The sequence below is a fragment of the Allobosea sp. P5_A5 genome, from assembly GCF_056400625.1.
Genome location: NZ_JBFUKY010000003.1, coordinates 186,351 through 210,809 on the forward strand (window position 1 = coordinate 186,351; position 24,459 = coordinate 210,809).

Below are 24,459 nucleotides of genomic sequence, written 5' to 3' on the forward strand. Positions count from 1 at the left end.
TCTGATACTGGCTGTACCGTTATTGCGAGGAGCATAGCGACGAAGCAATCCAGAAAGGACCGGGTGAAACGTTCGACCCAGTCACCCTGGATTGCTTCGCTAAGCTCGCAATGACGGGAAACTTCAGTTCGCCACAGCCCGGATCACCCGGCGCAGCTTCCCGATCAGCTCATCGACTTGCGATTCCGTGATGATCAGCGGCGGCGAGAAAGCGATCGTGTCGCCGGCCGTGCGAACCATCAGGCCTTCTTCGTGGAAGGCGCGGTCGATCACCTCGTAGCCGCGCTTGCCCACGCCCTCTGCCCGAGGGGCCAGATCGACGGCGCCCACCAGCCCGAGCGTGCGGATGTCGACGACGTTGGGTTCGCCCCGCAGGCTCATCACCGCATCGGCCCAGGCATCTTCCATGCCGCGCACGCGCTCGAACAACCCTTCCTCGCGATAGATGTCGAGCGCGGCAAGGCAGGCGGCTGCCGCCAGCGGGTGGCCGGAATAAGTATAGCCGTGGAACAGCTCGATGACGTTGTCCGGCCCGCCCATGAAGGCGTCGTAGATGTGCTTGCGCACGATCACACCGCCCATCGGCACGGTGCCGGAGGTCACGCCCTTGGCAAAGGTGATCATGTCCGGGATCACGCCGTAGCGCTCGGCCGCGAAGGCGAAGCCCAGCCGCCCGAAGCCGGTGATCACTTCGTCGAAGATCAGCAGGATGCCGTGCTTGTCGCAGATCTCACGCAGGCGCTTGAGATAGCCCTTCGGCGGCGGCAGCGCGCCGGTCGAGCCCGCCATCGGCTCAACGATGACGGCGGCGATGGTCGAGGCGTCGTGCAGCGCTACGATCCGCTCCAGATCATCGGCGAAGTGCGCGCCGTATTCCGGCTCGCCCTTGCTGAAGGCCTGCTTCTCGCGATCATAGGTATGGGAGATATGGTCCGTGCCCGTCAGCAGCCCGCCGAAGAATTTGCGGTTGTTGACCATGCCGCCGACCGAGATGCCGCCGAACCCGACGCCGTGATAGCCGCGCTCGCGCCCGATCAGACGGGTCTTCGACCCCTTGCCCGAAATGTTCCAGTAGGCCAGCGCGATCTTCAGCGCCGAATCGGCCGCTTCCGAGCCAGAGCCGGCGAAGAAGACATGATCGAGGTCGCCCGGCGCCAGTGCCGCGACTCGCGCCGCCGCGGCGAAGACCTTCGGGTGGCCATATTGGAAGGAGGGCGCGTAATCGAGATCGCGCGCCTGGGCCTGGATGGCCTGAATGATGGGCTCGCGCGCATGGCCGGCATTGCAGCACCAGAGCCCGGCCGTGCCGTCCATCACGGGTTTGTTATCGGGCGTATAGTAGAACATGCCCTCGGCGCGCGCCACCATACGCGGGTTCTTCTTGAACGAGCGGTTCGCCGTGAAGGGCATCCAATAGGCTTCGAGATCGTTCGGCACGGCATTCGAGGCGTTGGTCATCACGGCGTCCTGTGGATTAACGTTGGTTCAACGTAGCAGGCGCAGACGTGCTGTAAATCGCCGCGTTGCAGGCCATGGCTGCGCGCCGTAGGGGGTCTGGCAATGTTCGTCGCATGACGGGGCGGGACGCCGGACGGCGCCTGTGACATAACCCGTCCGAGAACCGAGGCGGAGGACCGGACGGAATTCGATGGGAGACAGCGCCGACGGCATGGAGCGGCTCGATGACGAGGCCGCCGCCGAGATCCGCGCGGCGCTCGGCAGGGTACTCGCGTCGGACATCTTTCGCGCCGCGCCGCAGCTCTCGGCATTCCTGACCTTTGTCGTCGAGCGCACGGTCGAGGGGCGCCGGTCCGAACTCAAGGGATATACCATCGCGGTCGAGGCGCTGGGCCGGGCGCCGGAGTTCGATCCGCAGAGCGACCCGATCGTTCGCGTCGAGGCCGGGCGCCTGCGCCGGGCCTTGACGCAATATTATGCCTGGGAGGGGCGTGAGGACCCGCTGCGGATCGCCGTTCCCGTCGGCGCCTACGTGCCGCTTTTCCTGAACGCCCGCCCGCCCGCGGGCGAGCCGGACGAGGGACCTCCTCCGCCAGTGCTTGAAAAGGCGCGGACCATCCCGTTCTGGGGCGTCTCGCGGTGGCCGTTTACAGGAGTCGCGGCGCTGGCCTTCGCCTTGATGGCGCTCGTGCTTTGGTATGTTTATCCGGGCATGGCCGGACCAGCCGGCTCTCAGGACCGCGCCGCGCCCGACCTGCCGACGATCGCGATCATGATGCCGCAACTCCCGAGCGATCCCGCGCTCGCCGATCGCCTGCATCGCTCCACCAGCGCTTTGATCGATGTGATGACCCGCTTCGACGATCTCGTCGTGGTCAAGGCCCCGCCTCCCGGTGCGCCGGTGCCCGACGATGCGGATTATGTGCTCGAGGCCACCCTGCGGGCGGCCGACGGCACGCTCGAGGGATTCGGCCGCCTTCGCGCGGTCAAGGATGGACGGATCATATGGGCTTCGTCTAGCCGACGTCCGACACATGATGTCCTGACCGATCAGGATATCAGCGAGCGGATGCGCCGCATCGCCACGCGGTTGGCGGAGCCCTTCGGCATCATCCATGCCGAGGGACGGCAGAATCCGGCTTCCACCGCCGGCGGCTGCATCTACGACGCGTTCGACTATCAGCGTTTTTTGACCCGCGAGCRCCATCAGGCCGCGCTCGAATGTCTGGAGCGGATCGTCGCCCGCGATCCGGGCTTCTATCCGGCGTGGGCGCATCTCTCCGGCCTGCTCATGTCGGAATACATGTCGGGCCGCGTCGTCGACGCCAAGCCATTGCTCGATCGCGCCCTGTCGACGGCTCTCACGGCGCAGCGCCTCGCTCCGTCGTCCGCGCGAGCGCAGCAGGTCGTCATGGACGCCCTTTTCCTGCGCGGTGCCACCGACGACGCGGTGAATGCGGGCCGCGAAGCCATGAACCGCAACCCCTACGACCCGATGGTCATGGCCGACCTCGGCGCGATCTATGTTCGGCTTAATCGCGCGGAAGAAGCCTTGCCGCTCCTGAAGCGGGCCGTCGAACTGACGCCTGGCCGGCCCTCATGGTATGATTTCTATGCCTACCTCGCCGCATATTTGGCGGGCTCCCCCGGCCAGGCACAGACTTATTTCGGGTTCCTGGCGGCGGATGCCAGCCCGCTCGGTCTGCTGGCGAGGGCGCTGCAGGCGGGGCGCGACGGCGATCTGCCGCACCGGCAGGAGCTGCTCCGACAGCTTGCCGAGCAGGTGCCGATTTTTGGCAGCGACCCGCACGCCTACATGGCTCGCAAGGGTTTTGGCATGGACGTCGCAAAGCGCCTTATGGGAGACCTCGGCTTCGAATGATGTCGAGATGGGTGGCGCATCGCTGCATCCCAGCTGGCGTTGAGAAGCCACTGCCGGTCGAGCGTGGTGCTGCGAGAGCGCCGGCTCGCCTGTTGCCGCTGGGAGCGCTATCCTGCATGCCACTGGCCTGATTCGTCTCGTCCCCCCAACTCCGACGCGAGAGCGCTCCCTTGGCCCGTGTCCGCCTGAAAGCCCTGCATCCCCTCGCCGGCGCGGTGACCGGCGTTGCGGCCGGCGCCGTCCTCACGATACTCGTGCCGAGCTCGCTGGGCGCCGCGCTGGGGCTCGTGCTCGCGGGCGCCGGGCTTGCGGCGAGCCTGCGGGGTTATGAGGCGAGGATGGCGACGCAACGCGAACTGCTGTTCGCCGGGCTCGGCGAGGTGAAGGTCAGGCTCGCGACGAACGCCATCCGGATCGATTCGGTGTCGCAGCGCGTCGAGCAGATGCCGATGCGCGATGTCGACGCCGCGCCCGCCCGGGCCGCGATCAACGAACTCACAGCCGAGGTCGGGCTGCTCGGCGACCTGATTCATCAGGTCGCCACGACCTTGGCCGATCACGACGAGAAGCTGGCACGCAACACGGCGCAGCCGGCGCTGGTGCTGCCCATCCCGGCAAATGCGCCCGAGGTGGTGCTGGATCCCGAGGCGCAGCGCCGCGAACGGGCCGAGAAACTGGCCGCCGAGCGCGCCGCCGCGACCAAGGCGGCAGACGAACAGGCCGAGGCCGAGCGCGCCGCGGTCATCAGCGCCGCGCTCAGCGAAGGGCGCCTCGAGGTGCATCTCCAGCCGATGGTCTCGCTGCCGCAGCGGCGCACGCTCGGCTACGAGGCCTTGCCGCGCCTGCGGCTCGACGAGAACACCTTGCTGATGCCGCATGAATTCATGCGCACCGTCGAGGAGCGCGGCTTCGGGCCGACGCTCGATGCGCTCGTCCTGACCCGCGCGCTGGCGATCGCGCGCCATCTCGGCGCCAAGGCCGGCAACATCTTCGTCTCCTGCAATTTCAGCGCCTCGACCTGGGAATCGGCCCGGGCGCTTGCGACGCTCGCCCGCATTCTCGACAAATATCGCGACCATGCCGGGCACCTTGTGGTGGAGGTGCCGCAGACGATCTTCCGCGCGCTTCACCCCACCAGCCTCGGCCTGCTCGGGGCCATGTCGGCCAACCGCGTGCGGTTCGCGCTCGACGACGTCGGCGATCTCCGCTTCGATCCCCAGGCATTGCATGACCGTGGCATTCGCTTCGTGAAGATCTCCGCAAGCCTGTTGCAGGCGCATGTCGAGGGACGTCTGCACAGCGACATCGACGTCGGCGATCTCGCCGCGCTGCTGAGTCGTGCCTCTGTCGCGCTCGTGGCCGAAGCCGTCGAGGACAATCCGGCAGCGGCCGACATGATCGAACTCGGCATCGGCATGGGGCAGGGCACCGCCTTTTCGCCGCCTCGCCCCGTCAAGCCGGATGTCTTCGCCGAACCGGAGCAACCGGCCCAGCCTGAACCGGCCCAACCGCAGCCGGCCGAGACGCTGCGCTCCGCCGAGATGCAGCGCTCCGCAGAGATCCTGGGATATCCGCCTTTGCCCGCACCCATCCCGGTCGAGCCCGCGAAGCCCCAGCGGGTGCCGTTCCGGTCCGTGCTGCGGCGCGCGACAGCCTGAGCAAGCCGCCCGGTAGGGCCGGACGCACAAGGCGGGTTCCGCCCGGCACGGTTCCTGTCTAGAGCTGGAACGCGGCTGCACCGCTTCAGTCAGATCAGGATCATGCCGATGCCGGCTTCAGGCCAAACTCTAGCGCTCGCGGGCTTTTCGGAGATCGCCGACCGTTTCGATCTCTGTTTCTGCGATGTCTGGGGTGTGGTGCATAATGGCGTCGCCGCGTTTCCCGGGGCCGTCGATGCCTTGGTGCGGATGAGGCAGCGCGGCACCAGCGTCGTGCTGATGACGAACGCGCCGAGACCGGCCGATCTGATCGCCCGCCAGCTCGACGGCTTCGACGTGCCTCGCTCGGCCTGGGACGCGATCGTCACCTCGGGCGATGTCTGTCGTCTGCTGATCGGAGCCCGCGCCGGCCAGCCGATGTTCCGGCTCGGCCCCGACCGCGACCTGCCGCTGACGGCCGGGCTCGATGCGCCGGAGGTCAGCGCGGCGGACGCGTCCTATGTGCTCTGCACCGGCTTGTTCGATGACGAAGCCGATACGCCGGAGACCTATGCTGATCTGCTGCAGGGTTTTGCGGCACGCGGGCTCGAGCTGATCTGCGCCAATCCCGATCTCGTCGTCGAGCGCGGTGGACATATCGTGCCGTGCGCGGGCTCGGTCGCGCTCGCCTATGAGGAGATCGGCGGCAAGGCGATCTATGCCGGCAAGCCGCATCGGCCGATCTATGAGACCGCGCTTGCCATGGCCGAGGGCAAGCGGGGAGCTCCGATCCCGAAGAACCGCATCTGCGCCATCGGCGATGCGATCCGCACCGACATCGCGGGCGCTTCGGAATTCGGCATCACCGGAGTCATGGTGATGGCGGGAATCCACGCACAGGATCTGGTGGAGGCCTCATGGGAGGACCGTCACGGCTGGTTCCACCGCCAGACGCACCGGCCGGACCACGCCTTGCCGCATCTCGTCTGGTGAGATCCGGGCGGCTCAGCCGGCGCAGACCGCCTCGATCTTGGTCTTCAGCGTCTGCGCGTTGAACGGCTTGACGATGTAGTTGCTGACGCCGGCCTTCTTCGCCGCGATCACATTTTCGGTCTTGGATTCGGCCGTCACCATGATGAAAGGCGTCTCGGCCAGCTTGTGCTCGTCGCGGACGCGCTGAAGCAGCTCGATGCCGCTCATCGGCTCCATGTTCCAGTCGGAGATGACGAGCCCGTAGCGCTTGTCGCGCATCTTTTCGATGGCCGACGAGCCGTCGGACGCGTCGTCGACATTCTCGAAGCCGAGTTGCCGCAGCAGGTTGCGGATGATGCGGATCATCGTCTGGTAGTCGTCGACGACCAGGATCGGCATTGTGGGGTCGAGACCCATTGCGATGCTCCGGGACACGGCGGTTGCGGCGTCGACAAGCGACGCCGTGCCACCGTTAGCCCGGTGGCTGTGCGTCCGGTGTTGATAGCCTCTGCCCGTTGCAAAGCCGTTAATCCGATCCTCGACTTACGGGTGCATCGATGATGCGCTGCACCAAAGTCGCATTGCTCTCTTGTTGCACCTGCGAGACGTTGAAGGTCCGATACCTCCCAGCAAGGGCGGCACCACCGCCATGCCAGCATGATGACCGTTCAGCCGTCGCCCATGGGCGCTTTCACCATCCATGCCTTCGAGGATCTGCGTTTGGGACAAAGCGAAAGCCTGATGCGCACCGTCATGGAGCGCGATATCGCGCTGTTCGCCGAACTGTCGGGTGATGCCAATCCGATCCATCTCGACGAAAGCTATGCCGCGGGGACCAAATTCGGCCAGCGCATCGCCCATGGCATGCTGACCGCGAGCCTTGTTTCGGCGTTGCTCGGCACGCGCCTGCCGGGTCCCGGCGCGGTCTATCTTTCGCAGACCCTGACCTTCCTTGCGCCGGTCAAGATCGGCGATGTCGTGACAGCGCGCGTCGAAGTGGTCGAACTCATCGCGGACCGGCGCCGGGCGCGCTTCTTCTGCGAATGCCTGGTCGACGGCAAGTCCGTGCTGGAGGGCGAAGCCTGGGTCGCGATGCCGCCAGCCAGGGGTGTCGAGCACCGCGACGCTTGACGCTTACCGGCCTTCCCCGCAAACACGGCGGATGATCCGGGCTCCGTGGCCCGGGATGCCCGCCGCAGGATGTTTCCGACCGATGACTGCCCCAGCCGAGGCGGATTCCGGCCAACAGCCGACCGCCTTCGTTCTCGATCTCGCAAAACCCGTGCCCGAAGCGTTGCGTGGTGCGGTTCTGGCGCTGGGCAATTTCGACGGCGTCCATCGCGGCCATGCCGCACTCGGCCGGGCCGCCGGCCGGTTGGCGACCGAGCGTGGCAAGAGGGCCGCCGCGTTCACGTTCGAGCCGCACCCGCGCAGCCTGTTTCGTCCGCAGGAACCGGTGTTCCGGTTGACGCCGCCGCAGCTGAAAGCCGAACTGCTGGGTGGGGTCGGCCTTGTGCGCACCTTCGTAATGCCGTTCGATCTCGATACCGCCGCGATCGGTGCCGAGCGGTTCATCGATGACATCCTGCTCGAAAAGCTTGGTGCGACCGGTCTCGTCTGCGGCTACGATTTCCATTTCGGCAAGGGCCGGACCGGCTCGCCGGAAATGTTGCAGGCGCACGGACAGCGCGCCGGTGTTCCCGTCATCGTCGTGCCGCCCTACTCCTGGCAGGGAGAGCCGGTGTCCTCGACGCTGATCCGCACGGCACTAGAAGCGGGCGATGTGACGCGCGCTGCCACCTTCCTGGGCCGTCCCTGGTTCGTGCGGGGCGTCGTCGCCCATGGCGACAAGCGCGGGCGGGACCTCGGCTATCCGACCGCCAACATGAACCTCTCCCGGGACTGCCGGCTGCGGTTCGGGATCTACGCCGTGCGCATGAAGATCGACGATGTCTGGCATGACGGCGTTGCAAGCTTCGGCCGCCGGCCGACCTTCGACGACGGGGCGCCGCGGCTTGAAACCTTCGTCTTCGATTTCTCGGGCGATCTCTATGGCAGCCAGGTCGATGTCGCCTTCGTCGAGTGGCTGAGGGGCGAGGCCAAGTTCGACTCGCTGGATGCGCTGATCGTCCAGATGGACGCCGACAGCGCCCGGGCGCGCGCGATCCTGGCAGTCACGCCGTCCTTCCTTCCGTGAACGGCGCCTGCTAGAAGCCCCTCATGCCCGCTGCCCGCGCCTTGCTCATCGATTGTTTCCGGCGAATTACGGGCCCGGCTGCCGCCTCGCGCTAAGGCGCGGGCGCCTGCGCAGTCCGGGTTCGACACCGCTTTTCCGTTCCCTTGCGAGGATGTGCTGAGGCTTATGCGGCCCGCCATCCCGATTGTCCGAGCCGGATATGACCGACAAGACCAAGACCCAAGCCCCGCAGGCGACCGAGGCCGCACAGGGCTTCGACTATTCCCAGACCCTGTTCCTGCCCCAGACCGAATTCCCGATGCGCGCCGGCCTTCCCACGCGCGAGCCCGAACTGCTGGCGCGCTGGGCGAGGATCGACCTCTATCGCAAGCTGCGCCAAGCCGGGCAGGGCCGCGACAAATTCGTGCTGCATGACGGCCCGCCCTACGCCAACGGCAACATCCATATCGGCCACGCGCTGAACAAGGTCCTCAAGGATCTCGTCACCCGCTCGCAGCAGATGCTTGGCCAGGATTCCAACTACGTACCGGGCTGGGACTGCCACGGCTTGCCGATAGAGTGGAAGATCGAGGAGCAGTACCGCGCCAAGGGCCTGAACAAGGACGACGTTCCAGTCGTCGAATTCCGCAAGGAGTGCCGCTCGTTCGCCGAGCATTGGGTCGATGTTCAGCGCGCCGAATTCAAGCGCCTCGGCGTCGAGGGCGACTGGGACGATCCCTACCTCACCATGGCCTACCCGGCCGAGGCGCAGATCGCCCGCGAGATCATGAAGTTCGCCGAAACGGGCCAGCTCTATCGCGGCTCGAAGCCAGTGATGTGGTCGGTCGTCGAGAAGACCGCGCTGGCCGAGGCGGAGGTCGAGTACGAGGAGCATGTCAGCGACACGGTGTTCGTGGCGTTTCCGGTGCTGAATCCGCCGTCGTCATGGTCGGGCTTGTCCCGGCCATCCACGCCTTCCTTCGGCGAGGGCGGTGGTCAAGACGTGGATGCTCGGGACAAGCCCGAGCATGACGGACAGGGTCCTTCCGTCGTCATCTGGACGACGACGCCGTGGACGATGCCGGGTAACCGAGCGATCTCCTTCTCGAACCGCATCGCCTACGGCCTCTACAAGGTCACCGCCGCGCCGGAGACGAACTGGGCCAAAACCGGAGCGACCTATCTGCTCGCCAAGAACCTCGCCGAAAGCGTCTTCAAGGCTGCCAAGGTCGAGGCGTTCGAGCTTGTACGCGATGTCGAGGCCTCCGAACTGGCCGGCCTGACCGCCGCCCATCCCCTGCGTGGCCACGGCTACGACTTCGATGTTCCCCTCCTCGACGGTGACCATGTCACCGACGATGCCGGCACAGGCTTCGTCCACACCGCGCCCGGCCATGGCCGCGAGGACTTTGACATCTGGATGGCGAATGGCCGCCAGCTCGCCGAGCGCGGCATCGAGACCCGCATCCCCTACACCGTCGATGCCGATGGCCGCTTCACCAAGGAAGCGCCGGGCTTCGAGGGCGCGCAGGTCATCACCGAGAAGGGTGAGAAGGGCAACGCCAACGAGGTCGTCATCAAGGCGCTGGTCGAGGCCGGCAACCTCGTCGCGCGCGGCCGTCTGAAGCACCAGTACCCGCATTCGTGGCGCTCGAAGAAGCCGGTCATCTTCCGCAATACGCCGCAATGGTTCATCGCCATGGACAAGCCGATCGGCGAGGCCGGCGCGCCAGATGTGTCCGCACCGGCGCCGACACCCAGTGGTAACACCGACACGCTGCGCAACCGCGCGCTCCGCTCGATCAAGGAGACGCAGTGGGTGCCGGCCGCGGGCGAGAACCGCATCAACGGCATGATCGCCAACCGCCCCGATTGGGTGGTCTCGCGCCAGCGCGCCTGGGGCGTGCCGATCACGGTCTTCGTCGAAAAGGAAACCAAGGCGATCATGGTCGACGCCAAGGTCAATGCCGCCATCGCGGACGCCTTCGAGGCGGAAGGCGCCGACGCCTGGTTCACCGATACGGACGGCGCCCGTTTCCTCAAGCCCTTCGGTTATGATCCCGCGAAATACGAGCGGGTCACCGACGTGCTCGATGTCTGGTTCGATTCTGGCTCGACCCACGCCTTCACGCTGGAAAAGCGCCCTGACCTCGCCACCCGCCGCATCATCGACGGAGGCAAGGACCGGGTGATGTATCTGGAAGGCTCCGACCAGCATCGCGGCTGGTTCCATTCGAGCCTGCTCGAAAGCTGCGGCACGCGCGGCCGGGCGCCCTACGACATCGTCCTCACCCATGGCTTCTGCCTGGACGAGAAGGGCGAGAAGATGTCGAAATCGAAGGGCAACGTCACCGCCCCGCAGGACATCATCAAGGATTCCGGCGCCGACATCCTGCGCCTCTGGGTCGCCGCCGCGGATTATTCCGACGATCTGCGCATCGGCAAGGAAATCCTGAAGACCTTCGTCGAGACCTATCGCAAGCTGCGCAACACCCTGCGCTGGATGCTCGGCACGCTCGCCCATTTCAGCGAGGAGCACCGCGTCGCGGATATGCAGACGATGCCGGAACTGGAGCGGCTGATGCTGCACCGGCTGGCGGAACTCGGGCCGCAGGTCGAGGAGGCCTATCGCACCTACGACTACAAGAAGGTCGTGACCCTGCTCTCGCAGTTCATGAACACCGAGCTTTCGGCCTTCTATTTCGACGTGCGCAAGGACGCGCTTTATTGCGATCCGCAGTCGAGCCATGTCCGCCGCAGCGCGCTGACGGTCGTCGACCATCTCTTCCGCTGCCTGACGACCTGGCTCGCGCCGATCCTGGTCTTCACCGCCGAGGAAGCCTGGCTGGAGCGCTATCCCGCCACGAAAACGGCCGACGGCTCGGTCCATCTGGAGCTGTTCGCGCAGGCCCCGGCCGACTGGCTCGACGCCGAGCTGGCCGAGCGCTGGGCCAAAATCCGCAAGGTCCGCCGCGTCGTCACCGGCGCACTGGAGCTGGAGCGCGCCGCCAAGCGGCTGGGTTCCTCGCTCGAAGCGTCCCCGCAGGTCTTCATCGACGACCCCGATCTGCGCGCCGCGCTGTCGGGCGTCGATCTGGCGGAAATCGCCATCACCTCCGGCATTCGCGTCGAAGGCGGGGAGGGGCCGGCAGACGCTTTCCGTCTGGCTGACGTACCCGGTGTCGCGGTGGTGCCGCATCGCGCGGACGGCGTGAAATGCGCCCGCTCCTGGAAGTATTTCGACCCCGCGACCGCCGCCCCCGGCTATCCGGCCGTCACCCCGCGTGACGCCAAGGCCCTGCAGGAACTGGGAGTTCATCCCAAATGAGCCCGGCCCGCCGCCTCGGCCTCGCCACGGTCCTGATCGTCTTCGTCGCCGACCAGGCGCTGAAGCTCTGGCTTCTCCACGGGGCGGGTCTTGCCGAAAACGGCCCCTTCGACGTGGCGCCTTTCCTGACGATCGTGCTCGCCTGGAATCGCGGCATTTCCTATGGGCTGTTCCAGCAGGGCACGGATATCGGTCGCTGGCTCCTGGTGATCGTCTCGTTCATCGCGGCGATCTGGCTCTGGCGCTGGATGTGGCGAACCGACAGCCGCTTCACCGTTTTCGCCCTCGCGCTGATCATCGGCGGCGCGCTCGGCAACGGGCTTGATCGGGCCTGGTATGGCGCGGTCGTCGACTTCGTCCATCTGCACTGGGGCAATTTCAGCTGGTACATCTTCAACATCGCCGATGTCGCGATCGTTGTCGGCGTAGTGGGTCTGCTGTATGAGTCCTTCCGACCAGCTGGGGAAAAGCCAGCGTGAAGACGGTTTTGCCATCCTTTCGCCGCCCGTGCGTGGTTGAAGGACGGCATCAATCGTCCAAAGGGAGATTTGACATGGCGCAACGCATCCGCGTGACGCATCTGCTGCTTGCCGGCGGGCTTGTTCTCGCGGCTCAGCCTGCGTTTGCTCAGGAAGGCATGCTGTTCAAGAACCTGTTCGAAGGCACCTTCGGCGGCAAATCCGGTGACGATATCGACTACCGCGCCCGCGCGCCTCTGGTCGTGCCGCCGAACTCGGCCCTGCCGGCCCCGCAGCAATCGGCCAGCAGCCGCAACGCCGCCTGGCCGAAGGATCAGGACATCGAGCGCCGGCGGGAAGACAGGGCCGCGAGCTATGCCGCCGCGGCGGAGAAGTCGCGCAATAATCCGGTGCTCTCGCAGGAAGAGCTTCGCCGTGGCCGCACGCTGAACGCGGCGCCGAACGGTTATGAGGAGCAAAGCAACTACAACACGGTGCTCGCGCCGATCCGCCAGGGCAAGGAACTCGCGGCGCGTCGCAACCTCCAGGCGGAGGAAGAGACGCTGACCTATGGCTCCGAGCCGCAGCGCAAGCTCCTCACCGAGCCGCCGACAGGCTATCGTCGCCCCGCCGCGACGGCCGCGATCGGCCCGGGCAAGGGCGGCCCCGTCGAAGACAAGCAGGCTGTCGGCGTTCGCGAATTCGCGACCGGCCAAGGCCCGGTGATGCAGCAGTAATCGTCGCAAGCGCGGTTCGGCCCTTGCCGAAACGCCGTGAGCTGACCAAGTTGTCGACCAGGGGCGGGCGCATCGTGCCCGCCCCTTTTTGTCCCTGCGGAGACATCGCCCGGTGAACATGCATGCGCGCCAGCCTGGTCTGGCCGAGCCCGTCGAATCCTTCCGCCTCGCCAACGGCCTCGATGTCGTGGTGGTCAGCGACAGGCGCGCACCCGTCGTCACGCATATGGTCTGGTACCGGAACGGCTCTGCCGACGATCCGGCGGCCAAGTCGGGCATCGCGCATTTCCTCGAGCATCTGATGTTCAAGGGCACGGAGCGTTGGCCGGCCGGAGAGTTCTCCAAGATCGTCGCGGGTTATGGCGGGCAGGAGAACGCTTTCACCTCCTTCGACTACACCGCCTATTTCCAGCGCGTGCCGAAAGAGCACCTGCGCGCGATGATGGATTACGAGGCCGATCGGATGACCGGCCTGTCCTTCGACGAAAGCGTGGTCGGGCCGGAGCGCGACGTGGTGCTGGAAGAGCGGCGCATGCGCGTCGATTCCGATCCCGCAGCCCAGCTTGGCGAGGAGTTTTCCTCGGCCCTGTTCTTCCACCATCCTTACGGCACGCCGATCATCGGTTGGGAGCACGAGATCGAGCGCCTGAACCGTGACGATGCCTTCGCCTATTACCAGCGCTTCTACACCCCCGAAAACGCCATCCTGGTGGTAGCAGGCGACACCGATGCGGCCGAGGTGCGGCATCTTGCCGAGGAGACCTATGGCAAGATCGCGGCTCGCGGGGCGGCACCCGTCCGCAGCCGGCCGATCGAGCCGGAACCGCGGGCCTCGCGCCGCGTCCAGCTCAACGACGAGCGCGTCCAGCAGCCTTCGCTGCGGCGCGGCTGGCTGACGCCGACCTACACCAGCGGCGACCGCGACGAGGTCTTCGCTCTGGAGCTCGTCGCGGAAATCCTGGGCGGGGGCACCACCTCGCGGCTTTACCGCAAGCTCTGTGTCGAGCAGGAGCTGGCGGCAGGCGCCAACGCCTATTTCATGGGCTCGATGGTCGATCGCGCCGCGCTCCAGATTTCTGCAAGCCCGCGTCCCGGCGTCGAGATGGCGACGATGGAAGCCGGGCTGGACGCTACTCTCGCGACCTTCCTCGCAGAGGGCCCCACCGAACTGGAAATGGCCCGCGCCCGCACGCGCCTTGTCGCCGAGACGGTGTTCGCCCGTGACAACCAGTCCTCGCTGGCGCGTATTTTCGGCTCGTCGCTCGCCGTGGGTGAAACCGTCGCGGACGTGCTGGCTTGGCCGCAGCGTATCGAGGCCGTGTCGCGCGAGGCGGTGATGGAGGCGGCGCGCCGCTACCTCAAGCCTGACCGCAGCGTCACCGGATTGCTCCTGCCGGCCTGACCCGCCGCGCCCAGATCGAACAGGCGGGGCTCCAACGCCGCCGACAGGATACGCCATGACTGCGAATCTCAACGCACCGCTGCCCGTCCCGCCGCTTAACACGCAGGGGCCGGCCCTCGATGTCCAGACCGTCCGTTCGCCCGGCGGCATCGAAGCCTGGCTGGTCGAAGAGCGCAGCCTGCCGCTGATCGCGATCGACTTTGCCTTCGACGGCGGCGCCTCGCGCGATCCGCTCGGCGCGGCCGGCAGCGCTTACCTCGTCTCGGGCCTGCTCGACGAAGGCGCGGGTGATCTCGATGCCGAGGCTTTTCAGGGCAAGATGGCCGATCACGCCATCCATATCGGCTTCGACGCCCGGCGCGACGAGTTCCACGGCTATCTCCAGACCCTGTCCAGCCATCGCGACACGGCTTTCGAGCTGCTGGGCCTGGCGCTGAACAAACCGCGTTTCGACGCTGACGCCGTGCAGCGCGTCAAGGCGCAGATCATTGCCGGCTTGCAGCGGCAGGCTAAAAACCCCGAAACCATGTGCCGCAACGCGCTTTATGCGACGGCCTTTCCCGGCCATGCCTATGGGCGCCCGGAAAAAGGTGATGTCGACAGCGTGTCGCGGCTCGAAGCGGCGTCGCTTCGCGCCGTCGCGCCGGTCCTGCTCGATCGCGCAGGCCTCAAGATCGTCGTCGTCGGCGATATCGGCGCAGACGAACTCGCCGGCCGGCTCGATGCTCTCTTCGGTGCCTTGCCGAAAGGCGACCCGCGCCCGCTTCCCACGAGCCCGCTGCCGATCCACGGCCTCGGCCAGACCCATGTGATCGAGCTCGATGTGCCCCAGACCGTTCTCCGCTTCGTCGGGCCGGGGCTCCTCTGGGACGATCCGGATTACATCGCCGCGAATGTGCTGAACCACATCCTCGGCGGCTCGGCCTTCACCTCGCGCCTCTTCATGGAAGTCCGCGAAAAGCGTGGGCTTGCCTATGGCGTCTCCTCCAGCCTGATGCCACTGCGCGAAGCGGCGATGGTCGTCGGCGGCACGGCGACCCGCAACGACCGCGCGGCGGAATCGCTCCAGGTGATCCGCGAGGAGATGGCCAAGCTCGCTGCGGACGGCCCAAGCGAACACGAGGTCGAAGAGGCCAAGCGCTATATCGTCGGCTCCTACCCGCTGCGCTTCGACACCTCGCCGAAGATCGCGGGCGAACTGCTCAATCTGGCGTTGCGCGGCGATACGCCGGCCTTCCTCGGCGAGCGCAACAAGCGCTTCGCAGCCGTCACGCTCGCCGATGTGCGACGCGTCGCGGCCCGTCTTTTCGGCAACCCGGACCTGCTGGTCCAGGCCGTCGGCAAGCCGGTCGGATTGGTCTGAACGAACTTCTTTCTTCGCTATGGATGGTGCCATGCTTCAGCAAAGCTTCGATCTCGCGCTCGAATCCAAGGTCGGCAAGGGCGGCATTCCGGACGCTACCTTCGACAAGGCTCTGGAGGATCTGAAGCCCGCTCTGGCAAAGCTCCAAGGGCAGGCCAAGGACGGCTCGCTGCCGCTGCTGAAGCTGCCGAGCGACACCCATGACCTCGGGCCGGTCAAGGCTGCGGCCGAGCGCCTGAAGAGCGGCGGCGCCACCGACGTACTCGTGCTCGGCACCGGCGGCTCCAGCCTCGGCGGCCAGACGCTGGCGCAGCTCAAGGGCTACGGCATCGCGGGCCTGTCGCAGTTCATGTCCGGCACCCGCGTCCACTTCATCGACAACCTCGACCCCGCGACCTATGCCGCGCTGCTGACGAAGCTGCCGCTGAAGACGACGAAATTCGTCGCGATCTCCAAGTCGGGCGGCACCGGCGAGACCCTGCTGCAGTCGATCGCCGCGATCGAGGCCCTGCGCGGTGCTCATATCGACGACACCGCCATCGGCGAGCATTTTCAGGGCCTGTCGGAGCCGGCCAAACCCGGCAAGCTCCATCCGCTGCGCGCGCTGCTCGAGCCTTATGGCGTGCCGTTCCTCGAGCATCACACCGATGTCGGCGGGCGCTATTCCGTCCTGACCAATTGCGGCCTGCTGCCGGCCGCCGTGCTCGGCCTTGATATCGACGCGCTGCGCCAAGGCGCCGGTCGCGCCGTGGCGCCGCTGTTCGCCGGCAAGGACGTGCGCGAGACGCCGGCTGCGCTCGGTGCCGCGCTGCACATCGCCGCGATGCGCTCCGGCAAGAACATTGCGGTTCTGATGCCCTACGCGGACAAGCTCGCGCTGCTCAATCGCTGGTGGATGCAGCTCTGGGCCGAAAGCCTCGGCAAGGACGGCAAGGGCACGCAGCCTGTCGGTGCGCTCGGGCCGGTCGATCAGCATTCGCAGCAGCAGCTTTATCTCGCCGGACCGAAGGACCGCTTCTTCACCGTGCTCACCACCGGCGTGAAGGGCAAGGGCCCGCAGATCGACGCCAAGCTTGCCGAAAAGATCGGGCAGGGCGACTTCGCCGGCAAGACCATTGGTGACATGGTGGCGGCCCAAGGCATCGCCATGATCGACACCTTCGCCAAGAATGGCTGCGCCGTGCGCCGCTTCCATGTCGAGCATATCGACGAGACCAGCCATGGCGAGGTGCTGATGCACTTCATGCTGGAAACGATCCTCACCGGCTATGCGATGGGCGTCGATCCCTTCGACCAGCCGGCGGTAGAGGAGGCCAAGCTGCTCGCCAAGCAGTACCTGGCGGAAGGGCGCAGTTGAGCGGCCTCGTTGCCTCGTGGACGTCATACTCGGGATTGACTCGAGCATCTCATGACGCGAAGGCTCGGGTGCCTTTTTCGGCAAGAGATTCTCGGGTCTACGCTTCGCTTCGCCCGAGAATGACGCCAGAGTGCTGTCGGTTCGATCCTAGAACACCATGACCGTCCGCCGCCTCGATCCTATCCTCGTCGACCGCATCGCCGCCGGCGAGGTGATCGAGCGGCCGGCTGCGGCCGTGAAGGAGCTGGTCGAGAACGCGATCGACGCCGGCGCGCAGACGATCGCCGTCACGATCGCGGGCGGTGGGCGCGAGCTGATCCGCGTGGTCGATGACGGCGCCGGCATGACGCCGGAAGACCTGGTGCTCGCGGTCGAGCGCCATGCCACGTCCAAATTGCCGGATGGCGACCTCTTCGCGATTCAGTCGCTGGGCTTTCGCGGCGAGGCGCTGCCTTCGATCGGCTCGGTCTCGCGACTTTCGATCGAGAGCCGCCGCCGCGATGCCGCGCAGGGCATTGGCCTCGTCGTAGAAGCCGGCGAAAAGGGCGTCGTGCGGCCGGTGGCGGCAGCTCCCGGCACGCGCATCGAGGTCTCGGATCTGTTCATCTTCACGCCCGCCCGCCTCAAATTTCTGAAGAGCGACCGGGCCGAGGCGCAGGCCGTGGCCGACATGCTGCGACGCCTCGCCATCGCCCATCCCGAAATCCGTTTTTCGCTGTCGGGCGAGCATGCCGGTGCGTTCGACTGGCCGGCTGAACCGATGGGCGAGGAGGGCCTGCTGCGTCGGCTCGGCCGCGCGCTGGGGCGCGATTTCCCGGAGAACGCGTTGCGCATCGAGGCCGAGCGCGAGGCTTTCCACATTTCGGGCTTTGCCGGCCTGCCGACCTTCCATCGCGGCACCTCGGCCGGCGTCCACCTCGCCGTCAATGGCCGTCCGGTGCGTGACAAGCTGCTGCTGTCTGCCGTGCGCGGCGCCTATGCCGATGTCCTGCCCTCGGACCGGCATCCGGTGCTCTTCCTCGATGTCGCTTGCGAGCCGCGCTCGGTCGACGTCAACGTCCATCCCGCCAAGAGCGAGGTGCGCTTCCGCGATCCGGCGCTGGTCCGGGGGCTCGTGGTTTCCGGGCTGAAGGCCGCGCTCGCCGCCGCCGGCCATCGCGCCACGACAACCGGCGGAGCGCGCACGCTCGATGCCTTCCGCGCAGTGTTCGCGATGGGCGGCACCGGCACGACGATCCCGCGCCCCGCCTTTCCAACAGCGCCCGGCTGGGAGGCCGCCGAGCCATGGCCCGGCGCCGACAACCTGCCGGCGGAGCAAGCGACGCAGGGTGGCTTCTCCGATTTCGCCGCATCCTCGGCCGACGCCCGCGCCCATCTCGCCGAACCTTCGAGCGACACACTCGACCGGCCGCTTGGCGCGGCGCGTGCCCAGCTTCACGGGACTTATATCGTCGCCCAGACCCGCGAGGGCATCGTCCTCGTCGACCAGCACGCCGCGCATGAGCGGCTGGTCTACGAACGCCTCAAGGCCGAGCGCGCGCGCTCAGGTATCGCCCGCCAGCCCCTGCTCCTGCCCGAAGTGGTGGAACTCGACCCCGTCGAGGCCGATCGGCTGAATGCCGCGAGCGCTGAGCTCGAAAGCCTGGGTCTTCTGCTGGAGCCCTTTGGGCCTGGCGCGGTGCTGGTGCGCGAGGCCCCCAGCCAGCTCGCAGGCGGCAATCTTCAGCGCCTCGTTCGCGACGTCGCCGACGCGCTGGCCGAGCACGGCACCACCGGCTCGCTGGCAGATTCACTGGAAAGACGCCTCGACCATGTGCTGGCGACCATGGCTTGCCACAACTCGGTCCGCGCCGGCCGGCGCCTTCGGCCGGAGGAAATGGACGCTCTGCTGCGCGAGATGGAGGTCACGCCCAACTCGGGCCAATGCAACCATGGCCGGCCGACCTATGTAGAACTGAAGCTCGGCGATATCGAGAAGCTGTTCGGGCGCCGTTGACCGTTGCCCCGGCGCGGCCGGGCATCCACCGGATGCCACTTGCCTCATCGAAGCGGCTTCGCCACATTTGCGTTGAGGAGTTTGCCGATCAAGGCGTGTGGCGCTGGCGTGCTTTCGGATCGAACCGGCGAGCCGCGGCTCATCCAGCAACGGGAGGAAGTCTGATGCCCGCAGCCAAAAACACGATCTGCCTCTGGTACGACAAGGACGCCGAGGAGGCCGCGAACTTCTACGCCTCGGTCTTCCCCGACAGCCGGGTGACCGGGGTTTTTCGCGCTCCGACCGACTTTCCCTCCGGCAAGGCGGGCGATGTCCTGACGGTCGAGTTCACCGTCGCCGGCATTCCCTGCATCGGGCTCAATGGCGGGCCGGCCTTCACGCAAAGCGAAGCCTTCTCCTTCCAGATCGCAACGGACGATCAGGCCGAGACCGACCGCTACTGGAACGCCATCGTCGGCGATGGCGGCCAGGAAAGCGCTTGCGGCTGGTGCAAGGACAAATGGGGCCTCAACTGGCAGATTACCCCCCGCGTCCTGACCGAGGCGATGGCGGCCGGCGGCGAGGAAGCCAAACGCGCCTTTACCGCGATGATGACGATGAAGAAGATCGACGTGGCGGCGATCGAGAAGGCGCGGCGGGGCGGGTGAGTCAGGTCGAGCGGTAGAAGCCGCGATCGATGTTCCAGAGTGTCATTCCGGCGTCACCAGCTTGCGGAAACCATTCGTCGTCGACGATGGCCTGAAGCTCTCGACGCGCGGCAATGTAGTCCACGGCGAGATTGGCGCGGGCAGCCGTCAGGCGAACCTGCATGTTCGGATGGTCAAACAGCGTCATCAGTATCCGCCTTTGATCGCCGGGCCTCGATTTCAGCTCATTTTCTATGGCGAGAACACGATCAAAGCGTCGGTTAAAGCCCGCATTTCATTACCGTCCAAGGCGTCGTACTGCTCGATGCAGAGCCGCTCGAACAATTGGACAAGCTCATGCTGCGACAGCGTAGTGAGATTTTGTCTCTTCATTTGAGTCGATACCCGAACGGGAAACCCCTCGTGGCTGCCGGCGCCTTGCTGGACGAGTGAGAGCGCTTCGGGTGCCGGGGATAAGTCCGGAGGTGCTCGTCGCTCCTAGGCCGCCCGAAGGAACACCACCTGCGTCTCGCCATAGGCGCGCCGCTCGATCTCCTCGAAGCCGTCGGGTAGTGTCAGCTCCGCATCGGCCGCCTCTTCCAGCACGACGAGCGCGCCCGTTTCCAGCCAGCCGCCTTCGCGGGCCGAAACCAGCGCCTTTTCGCCCAGCCCCTTCCGATAGGGCGGGTCGCAGAAAACCAGCCCGAATGGGGCCAAGCCGCTGATCGGCCCGAGCTTCGTCGCGTCGCGGCGGAAGATGCGGCTGAGGCCTGCGAGCCCGAGCGACATCTGGTTTTCGCGGATCAATCCGCGCGCCTCCGTGCCGTCGTCGACCAGGAGCGCAAAGCCGGCCCCGCGCGAAAGCGCCTCGAAGCCGAGCGCGCCCGTGCCGGCGAAGAGATCGAGCACGCGCGCGCCCTCCAACACCTCGTCATAGGCATGGGAGAGCACGTTAAAGAGCGATTCGCGCAAGCGGTCCGAGGTCGGTCGGATGCTGCCGATCCCCGGTTTCGGTCCGGCCAAAGGCCGGCCGCCCAATCGCCCACCGACGATCCGCATGGCCTAAGCTCTAGTCGCGCTTGCCGCGCGGGCCGCCCGAGCGTGGGCCAGCGCCGCCAGGACGCCCGCCGCCAGGCCGACCCCCGCCGGGCCGCCCGCCGCCACCGCCAGGCTTCCCGCCGAAGGGACGCCCGCCGCCGGCCGGTCGCTCGGAAGAGCGGGCCCCGGAGGGTCTGTCGCCGAATGATCTGCCGGCCGGTCTGTCGCTGAAGCTGCGGCCGCGTGGGCTATCGCCGGCCGGACGTTCGGTGAAGCGACGGGCCGGGCGCTCGGCCCCATCTTGCGAAGGTCTTCCGCGCGGAGCCCGCTCGGGGCGGTCGCCCTGCGGGGCGCGATCCTGCCAGGGACGCTCGTCGGCTCGGTCGCGTCCGGCCATGTCCTCGCGGGGGCGCCGCACCGGCCTGTCACCGCCGGTACTGCGCTCGAAGGCGCGCGGCGGGCGCGCTTCGCTGCCGCGCTCGTTGCGCGGCTTGCGGTCCGGCCGGCGCCGGCCTTCCGGCTCGGCTGCGGTTTCGTCGCGTCGAGCACTGCTGACGCGCTCGACCAGAACGCGCCGCCCCTTGGGATCGGCAATGGCCTTGTCGCGCTTGCGCGCGACCTCGCCGCTGGCCTCCCGGGTATCGCGCTCGAGCTTGGGGTCGGCACCCCGGCGCGGCGGCTTGCGCACCCGATCCGTCTCGGAGGCCTCGTCGCGCCAGACACCACGCGTCCAGGGTTTGTCGCCACGCGGCCGCTGCGCGGGCGCTTCGTCCATCCGCGAGGGATCGGCCGAGCGGCGGCGTGGCCGCTCGTCGCCCGCCGGGGCCGGGCGTGGCGCGGTCGGCAGCATGTCGCGGCGGGGTGTCTCGAAATCGGCGCCGGCCTTGGCCGAAAGCTCGTTGCCGAGCTGGTCCTGTAAGACGCGCGAACGGATTTCCTCGACCTCGCCTTCCGGCAGGTCGCCGAGCTGGAACGGGCCGAAGGAGATGCGGATCAGGCGATTCACCGTCAGCCCGAGATGCTCGAGCACGGTCTTGACCTCGCGGTTCTTGCCTTCGCGCAGATCGACCGTCAGCCAGGTGTTGAAGCCCTGCTGCCGCTCGAAGCGCGCGACCACCGGCCCGTAATGCACATCCTCGATCGTGACGCCGTCCTTGACCGTGTCGAGCACGTCCTGCGTCACTTCGCCGAAGGCGCGCACGCGGTAGCGCCTGAGCCAGCCGGTCTCCGGCAGCTCCAGCACGCGCGCCAGGCCGCCATCATTGGTCAGCAGCAGCAGCCCTTCGGTATTGATGTCGAGGCGGCCGATGGTGAGCACGCGCGGCAGATCTTCCGGCAGCGTGTCGAAGACGGTGGGGCGGCCCTCGGGGTCGAAATTGGTGGTGACGAAGCCACGCGGCTTGTGAAACAGCCACAGCCGCGTGCGCTCGCGCGCCGGCAGCGGCTCGTCATCGACCAGCACCGCGTCGGTCGGCTTGACGTCATAGGCCGGGCTTTCCAGCACCTGCCCGTTCACCTTGACGCGGCCTTCCGCGATCATCGCCTCGCTGTCGCGACGCGACGCGACGCCGGCTCGCGCCATCACCTTGGCAATGCGCTCGGGCTCCTGCGCGACGATCAGCTTGCTTTCGACGGGCGTCTCCTCGCGAGGCCGCTCGCTACGCTCCGGCCTTGGACCACGTTCCGGCCTTGCACCACGATCGGGCCTTGGACCACGATCGGCAAAATCTCCGCGCGGGGCTCTGGGCCGCTCGAAGCGCCTTTCGCCTTCGCCTTCGCTGCGGCGCGGAGCGCCACCGAAGCCGCTGCGCGCAGGCCGCTCAGTGCGATCCCCGCTTTCTACACGCGGGCGGAAGCTCCGTTCGCTGCCGCGATCGTCGCCGGGCGGGCGATCCTCGCCGCTGCGTGCGCGGAAGGGGCGGGGCCCACCCTCGGTGCGGGCGGGACGTTCGCCATCGGGACGACGCGTGCGAGGCGCGCCATCGCCCGCGGGCCTGTCGAAGCGGCGCGCGGGGCGCTCTGCGCTGTCGGACTTGCCGCCGAACGGGCGACGCTCAGCGCCTTCGCGCGTATCCCGGCGTTCGCCGCCGTCGCGGGGCGGGGCGCTGCGGCCTTCGCCGGAGCCACCCGGGCGCTTGGCACCGAAGCTGCGGCCTTCCGCGCCGCCGCCCGGACGATTGCCGCCGAAGCTCTTGGCGCCGAAGGTCTTGCCTCCGAAGCTCTTGCCGCCCGAACCTTGGCCACCCGAACCTTGGCCGCCACGGCTGCCGCTGCCGCCGCCCTTGCGGGGCCCGCGGCCTGTGCTGTTGTTATCGTCTTTCATGGTGGCTCCTGAGCCTGCCGAGCACATCCGCTTTGCGGGGACGGCCAGGCTCGATTATGCGCTATCGTCGGCGCTTGTAGCAGAGGCCCCGTCAGGCTGCGAGTTCCAAAGCAGGATTTTCGATGCCGCAACCGTCCCCTCTCATCGACGCCATGTCGCTCGCCTTCGATGCGGCAAAGGCTGCGGCAGCGCGGGGCGAGGTGCCGGTGGGCGCCGTCGTGATGCGAGAGGGCGTCGTCCTGGCTGCTGCCGGCAACCGCACGCTGGAGCTGAAGGACCCGACCGCCCATGCCGAGATGCTGGCGTTGCGCCTGGCCTGCGAGGTCGTCGGCAGCGAGCGGCTGATCGACTGCGACCTCTATGTCACGCTGGAGCCGTGCCCGATGTGCGCGGCGGCGATCTCGTTCTCCCGGATCAGACGGCTTTATTTCGCCGCCGCCGATCCCAAGGGCGGCGCGGTCGAAAACGGGATCAGGCTTTACGAGCACGCCACCTGCCACCACGCCCCGGAAGTCTATGGCGGCCTTCGCGAAAGCGAGGCGTCCGCGCTGCTGAAGGACTTCTTCCGCGCGCGGCGCTGAGGATTAGGTGTCGGAGCTGACGACGCCGAGTTTCTGCGCGAGCTGGGTGCGGTTCAGGCAGGAGACGTCATAGGTGACCTCGCGGCCCCTGAAGCCCTGCTTCCCCAAGTCGAGCGTCATGCCCCGGGTCACGCCGTCGATCCGCGCCTCGCAAGCTTGCGCGGTGGTGAACTCCGCCTCGTTGACGCGCGATGTCGAACAATGCGGCTCGCCCGAGATGCAGGCGACGATGACCATGGTGAAAGCGTCCATCCGGCGAGGCTCCCAGTTTCTGCCTGCTCGAGGCTGCGCCGGCATGGTTAGCGGAGCGTTAACGGCCGGCTGGGCCTCTCATTGGATCAAGCAAGATGCGCGCCGTCAGCCCAGGCTGCGCCAGCACAGATAGACACCCAGCAGAAGAAGCCCGGCAAAGAAGCAAAGCCGGAAGGCCGCCGGCGAAATGCGTTGACGAACGAATTGGCCCGCCGCCATTCCCGCAACCGCCGGCAACAGGGCCACCCCCGATTGCCAAGCGACAGTGAGGTCGAGCGCGCCTGTCCCGATGAGCCCGAACGACAGCGCCAGCGTCGAGACGATGAAGGAGATGCCGAGCGCCTGGACGAGCTCGTCCTTGTCGAAGCCGAGCGCCTGGAGATAGGGCACGGCCGGCAGCACGAAGACCCCTGTCGCGGCCGTTGCCATCCCGGTGGTAAAGCCGATGAGCGGCCCGAGCCAACGCTCCAGATGGGCCGGCACGCGGAGTTTCGCCGCCTTCAGCCCGACCAGCGCGTAGACGATAAGCGCAATGCCCAGCCAGAGCGTCGCGGTGCCGCCCTTGCTTTGCTGCAGCAGCCCCGCGCCCGCCCAGGTGCCCAGGCAGATCGTCGCCAGCATCGGCCAAAGCCGCCGGATGATCGGCCACAAGCTGGGTCCGGTCGCGATCTGCCAGCCATTGGTGACGAGGTTGGGAATGACGAGCAGCGCGGCCGCCTGTGCAGGCGCCATCGTGATGCCGAGGATGCCGACAGCGATCGTCGGCAGGCCGAGCCCGATCACGCCCTTGACGAAGCCGGCGAGAACGAAGGTCGCGGTGATGAAGATAAGCAGGGTCGTGTTGTCCATCTCCCGGTTCTGGCAGCACAGACC

The 24,459-nt window shown here is 67.1% G+C and carries 21 protein-coding genes; 14 read left to right on the forward strand and 7 right to left on the reverse strand.

Annotated features, from left to right (window positions below):
* Positions 1-123 precede the first annotated feature (123 nt).
* Entirely contained in the window at positions 124-1,458 is a 1,335-nt protein-coding gene (gene aptA, locus AC1DR6_RS07725; protein WP_476828618.1) for an omega-aminotransferase AptA, read from the reverse strand.
* Between the two features lie 190 nt (positions 1,459-1,648).
* Here aptA and AC1DR6_RS07730 point away from each other — a divergent pair, with 190 nt between their 5' ends.
* From AC1DR6_RS07730 to AC1DR6_RS07740, 3 genes are all read left to right on the forward strand, one after another.
* Complete coding sequence (locus AC1DR6_RS07730; protein WP_476828619.1) at positions 1,649-3,340, forward strand: tetratricopeptide repeat protein; 1,692 nt, start codon at positions 1,649-1,651, stop codon at positions 3,338-3,340.
* 170 nt (positions 3,341-3,510) lie between these two features.
* Complete coding sequence (locus tag AC1DR6_RS07735) at positions 3,511-4,998, forward strand: EAL domain-containing protein (RefSeq protein ID WP_476828620.1); 1,488 nt, start codon at positions 3,511-3,513, stop codon at positions 4,996-4,998.
* A gap of 108 nt (positions 4,999-5,106) precedes the next feature.
* Positions 5,107-5,970, forward strand: a complete 864-nt coding sequence (locus tag AC1DR6_RS07740) for a TIGR01459 family HAD-type hydrolase (RefSeq protein WP_476828621.1) — start codon at positions 5,107-5,109, stop codon at positions 5,968-5,970.
* A 12-nt stretch (positions 5,971-5,982) separates the two neighbouring features.
* On the opposite strand, the gene AC1DR6_RS07745 is transcribed toward AC1DR6_RS07740, so the two are convergent.
* Positions 5,983-6,366, reverse strand: coding sequence for a response regulator (locus AC1DR6_RS07745; RefSeq protein ID WP_476828622.1), 384 nt, complete (start codon positions 6,364-6,366; stop codon positions 5,983-5,985).
* A 264-nt stretch (positions 6,367-6,630) separates the two neighbouring features.
* Here AC1DR6_RS07745 and AC1DR6_RS07750 point away from each other — a divergent pair, with 264 nt between their 5' ends.
* From AC1DR6_RS07750 to AC1DR6_RS07795, 10 genes are all read left to right on the forward strand, one after another.
* Positions 6,631-7,080, forward strand: a complete 450-nt coding sequence (locus AC1DR6_RS07750) for a MaoC family dehydratase (RefSeq protein WP_476828623.1) — start codon at positions 6,631-6,633, stop codon at positions 7,078-7,080.
* 82 nt (positions 7,081-7,162) lie between these two features.
* Positions 7,163-8,146: a bifunctional riboflavin kinase/FAD synthetase gene (locus AC1DR6_RS07755; RefSeq protein WP_476828624.1), complete on the forward strand. Its 984-nt coding sequence runs from the start codon at positions 7,163-7,165 to the stop codon at positions 8,144-8,146.
* 199 nt (positions 8,147-8,345) lie between these two features.
* Entirely contained in the window at positions 8,346-11,453 is a 3,108-nt protein-coding gene (gene ileS / locus AC1DR6_RS07760; protein ID WP_476828625.1) for an isoleucine--tRNA ligase, read from the forward strand.
* Entirely contained in the window at positions 11,450-11,932 is a 483-nt protein-coding gene (gene lspA, locus AC1DR6_RS07765) for a signal peptidase II (protein ID WP_476828626.1), read from the forward strand. Before ileS ends, lspA begins: the two co-directional genes overlap by 4 nt.
* Before the next feature lie 74 nt (positions 11,933-12,006).
* Positions 12,007-12,648 (forward strand): hypothetical protein, encoded by a 642-nt coding sequence (locus AC1DR6_RS07770; protein WP_476828627.1) that lies wholly within the window; start codon positions 12,007-12,009, stop codon positions 12,646-12,648.
* A gap of 118 nt (positions 12,649-12,766) precedes the next feature.
* Entirely contained in the window at positions 12,767-14,050 is a 1,284-nt protein-coding gene (locus AC1DR6_RS07775; protein ID WP_476828987.1) for a M16 family metallopeptidase, read from the forward strand.
* Positions 14,051-14,105: 55 nt separating this feature from the next.
* Positions 14,106-15,413, forward strand: coding sequence for a M16 family metallopeptidase (locus AC1DR6_RS07780; RefSeq protein ID WP_476828628.1), 1,308 nt, complete (start codon positions 14,106-14,108; stop codon positions 15,411-15,413).
* Between the two features lie 31 nt (positions 15,414-15,444).
* Positions 15,445-16,770 (forward strand): glucose-6-phosphate isomerase, encoded by a 1,326-nt coding sequence (locus AC1DR6_RS07785; RefSeq protein WP_476828629.1) that lies wholly within the window; start codon positions 15,445-15,447, stop codon positions 16,768-16,770.
* Positions 16,771-16,927: 157 nt separating this feature from the next.
* On the forward strand, positions 16,928-18,766 hold the full coding sequence (mutL, locus tag AC1DR6_RS07790) for a DNA mismatch repair endonuclease MutL (protein WP_476828630.1): 1,839 nt from the start codon (positions 16,928-16,930) through the stop codon (positions 18,764-18,766).
* 164 nt (positions 18,767-18,930) lie between these two features.
* Positions 18,931-19,413, forward strand: coding sequence for a VOC family protein (locus AC1DR6_RS07795; RefSeq protein WP_476828631.1), 483 nt, complete (start codon positions 18,931-18,933; stop codon positions 19,411-19,413).
* Position 19,414: 1 nt separating this feature from the next.
* Here AC1DR6_RS07795 and AC1DR6_RS07800 read toward each other — a convergent pair whose 3' ends face one another.
* From AC1DR6_RS07800 to AC1DR6_RS07810, 3 genes are all read right to left on the reverse strand, one after another.
* Positions 19,415-19,648, reverse strand: coding sequence for a DUF2019 domain-containing protein (locus AC1DR6_RS07800; RefSeq protein WP_476828988.1), 234 nt, complete (start codon positions 19,646-19,648; stop codon positions 19,415-19,417).
* A gap of 242 nt (positions 19,649-19,890) precedes the next feature.
* Entirely contained in the window at positions 19,891-20,451 is a 561-nt protein-coding gene (gene rsmD, locus AC1DR6_RS07805) for a 16S rRNA (guanine(966)-N(2))-methyltransferase RsmD (protein WP_476828632.1), read from the reverse strand.
* 10 nt (positions 20,452-20,461) lie between these two features.
* Entirely contained in the window at positions 20,462-22,051 is a 1,590-nt protein-coding gene (locus AC1DR6_RS07810; protein WP_476828989.1) for a pseudouridine synthase, read from the reverse strand.
* Between the two features lie 824 nt (positions 22,052-22,875).
* Between AC1DR6_RS07810 and AC1DR6_RS07815 the strand changes: the two genes are divergently transcribed.
* The gene (locus AC1DR6_RS07815; RefSeq protein WP_476828633.1) at positions 22,876-23,334 is read left to right on the forward strand and encodes a nucleoside deaminase; all 459 of its coding nucleotides are present in this window, start codon (positions 22,876-22,878) and stop codon (positions 23,332-23,334) included.
* A gap of 3 nt (positions 23,335-23,337) precedes the next feature.
* Here AC1DR6_RS07815 and AC1DR6_RS07820 read toward each other — a convergent pair whose 3' ends face one another.
* On the reverse strand, positions 23,338-23,586 hold the full coding sequence (locus AC1DR6_RS07820) for a hypothetical protein (RefSeq protein WP_476828634.1): 249 nt from the start codon (positions 23,584-23,586) through the stop codon (positions 23,338-23,340).
* 105 nt (positions 23,587-23,691) lie between these two features.
* A complete protein-coding gene (locus AC1DR6_RS07825; protein ID WP_476828990.1) occupies positions 23,692-24,435 on the reverse strand; it encodes a sulfite exporter TauE/SafE family protein in 744 nt (247 codons plus the stop codon).
* Positions 24,436-24,459: the final 24 nt, after the last annotated feature.

Coding starts and splice junctions, on each gene's coding strand:
- AC1DR6_RS07825 (WP_476828990.1), bottom strand. CDS start 24,435: ATGGACAACACGACCCTGCTTATCTTCATCACCGCGACCTTCGTTCTC.
- AC1DR6_RS07795 (WP_476828631.1), top strand. CDS start 18,931: ATGCCCGCAGCCAAAAACACGATCTGCCTCTGGTACGACAAGGACGCC.
- lspA (WP_476828626.1), top strand. CDS start 11,450: ATGAGCCCGGCCCGCCGCCTCGGCCTCGCCACGGTCCTGATCGTCTTC.
- AC1DR6_RS07785 (WP_476828629.1), top strand. CDS start 15,445: ATGCTTCAGCAAAGCTTCGATCTCGCGCTCGAATCCAAGGTCGGCAAG.
- AC1DR6_RS07775 (WP_476828987.1), top strand. CDS start 12,767: ATGCATGCGCGCCAGCCTGGTCTGGCCGAGCCCGTCGAATCCTTCCGC.
- AC1DR6_RS07820 (WP_476828634.1), bottom strand. CDS start 23,586: ATGGACGCTTTCACCATGGTCATCGTCGCCTGCATCTCGGGCGAGCCG.
- rsmD (WP_476828632.1), bottom strand. CDS start 20,451: ATGCGGATCGTCGGTGGGCGATTGGGCGGCCGGCCTTTGGCCGGACCG.
- aptA (WP_476828618.1), bottom strand. CDS start 1,458: ATGACCAACGCCTCGAATGCCGTGCCGAACGATCTCGAAGCCTATTGG.
- AC1DR6_RS07780 (WP_476828628.1), top strand. CDS start 14,106: ATGACTGCGAATCTCAACGCACCGCTGCCCGTCCCGCCGCTTAACACG.
- mutL (WP_476828630.1), top strand. CDS start 16,928: ATGACCGTCCGCCGCCTCGATCCTATCCTCGTCGACCGCATCGCCGCC.
- AC1DR6_RS07740 (WP_476828621.1), top strand. CDS start 5,107: ATGCCGGCTTCAGGCCAAACTCTAGCGCTCGCGGGCTTTTCGGAGATC.
- AC1DR6_RS07750 (WP_476828623.1), top strand. CDS start 6,631: ATGGGCGCTTTCACCATCCATGCCTTCGAGGATCTGCGTTTGGGACAA.
- AC1DR6_RS07755 (WP_476828624.1), top strand. CDS start 7,163: ATGACTGCCCCAGCCGAGGCGGATTCCGGCCAACAGCCGACCGCCTTC.
- AC1DR6_RS07745 (WP_476828622.1), bottom strand. CDS start 6,366: ATGGGTCTCGACCCCACAATGCCGATCCTGGTCGTCGACGACTACCAG.
- AC1DR6_RS07770 (WP_476828627.1), top strand. CDS start 12,007: ATGGCGCAACGCATCCGCGTGACGCATCTGCTGCTTGCCGGCGGGCTT.
- AC1DR6_RS07815 (WP_476828633.1), top strand. CDS start 22,876: ATGCCGCAACCGTCCCCTCTCATCGACGCCATGTCGCTCGCCTTCGAT.
- ileS (WP_476828625.1), top strand. CDS start 8,346: ATGACCGACAAGACCAAGACCCAAGCCCCGCAGGCGACCGAGGCCGCA.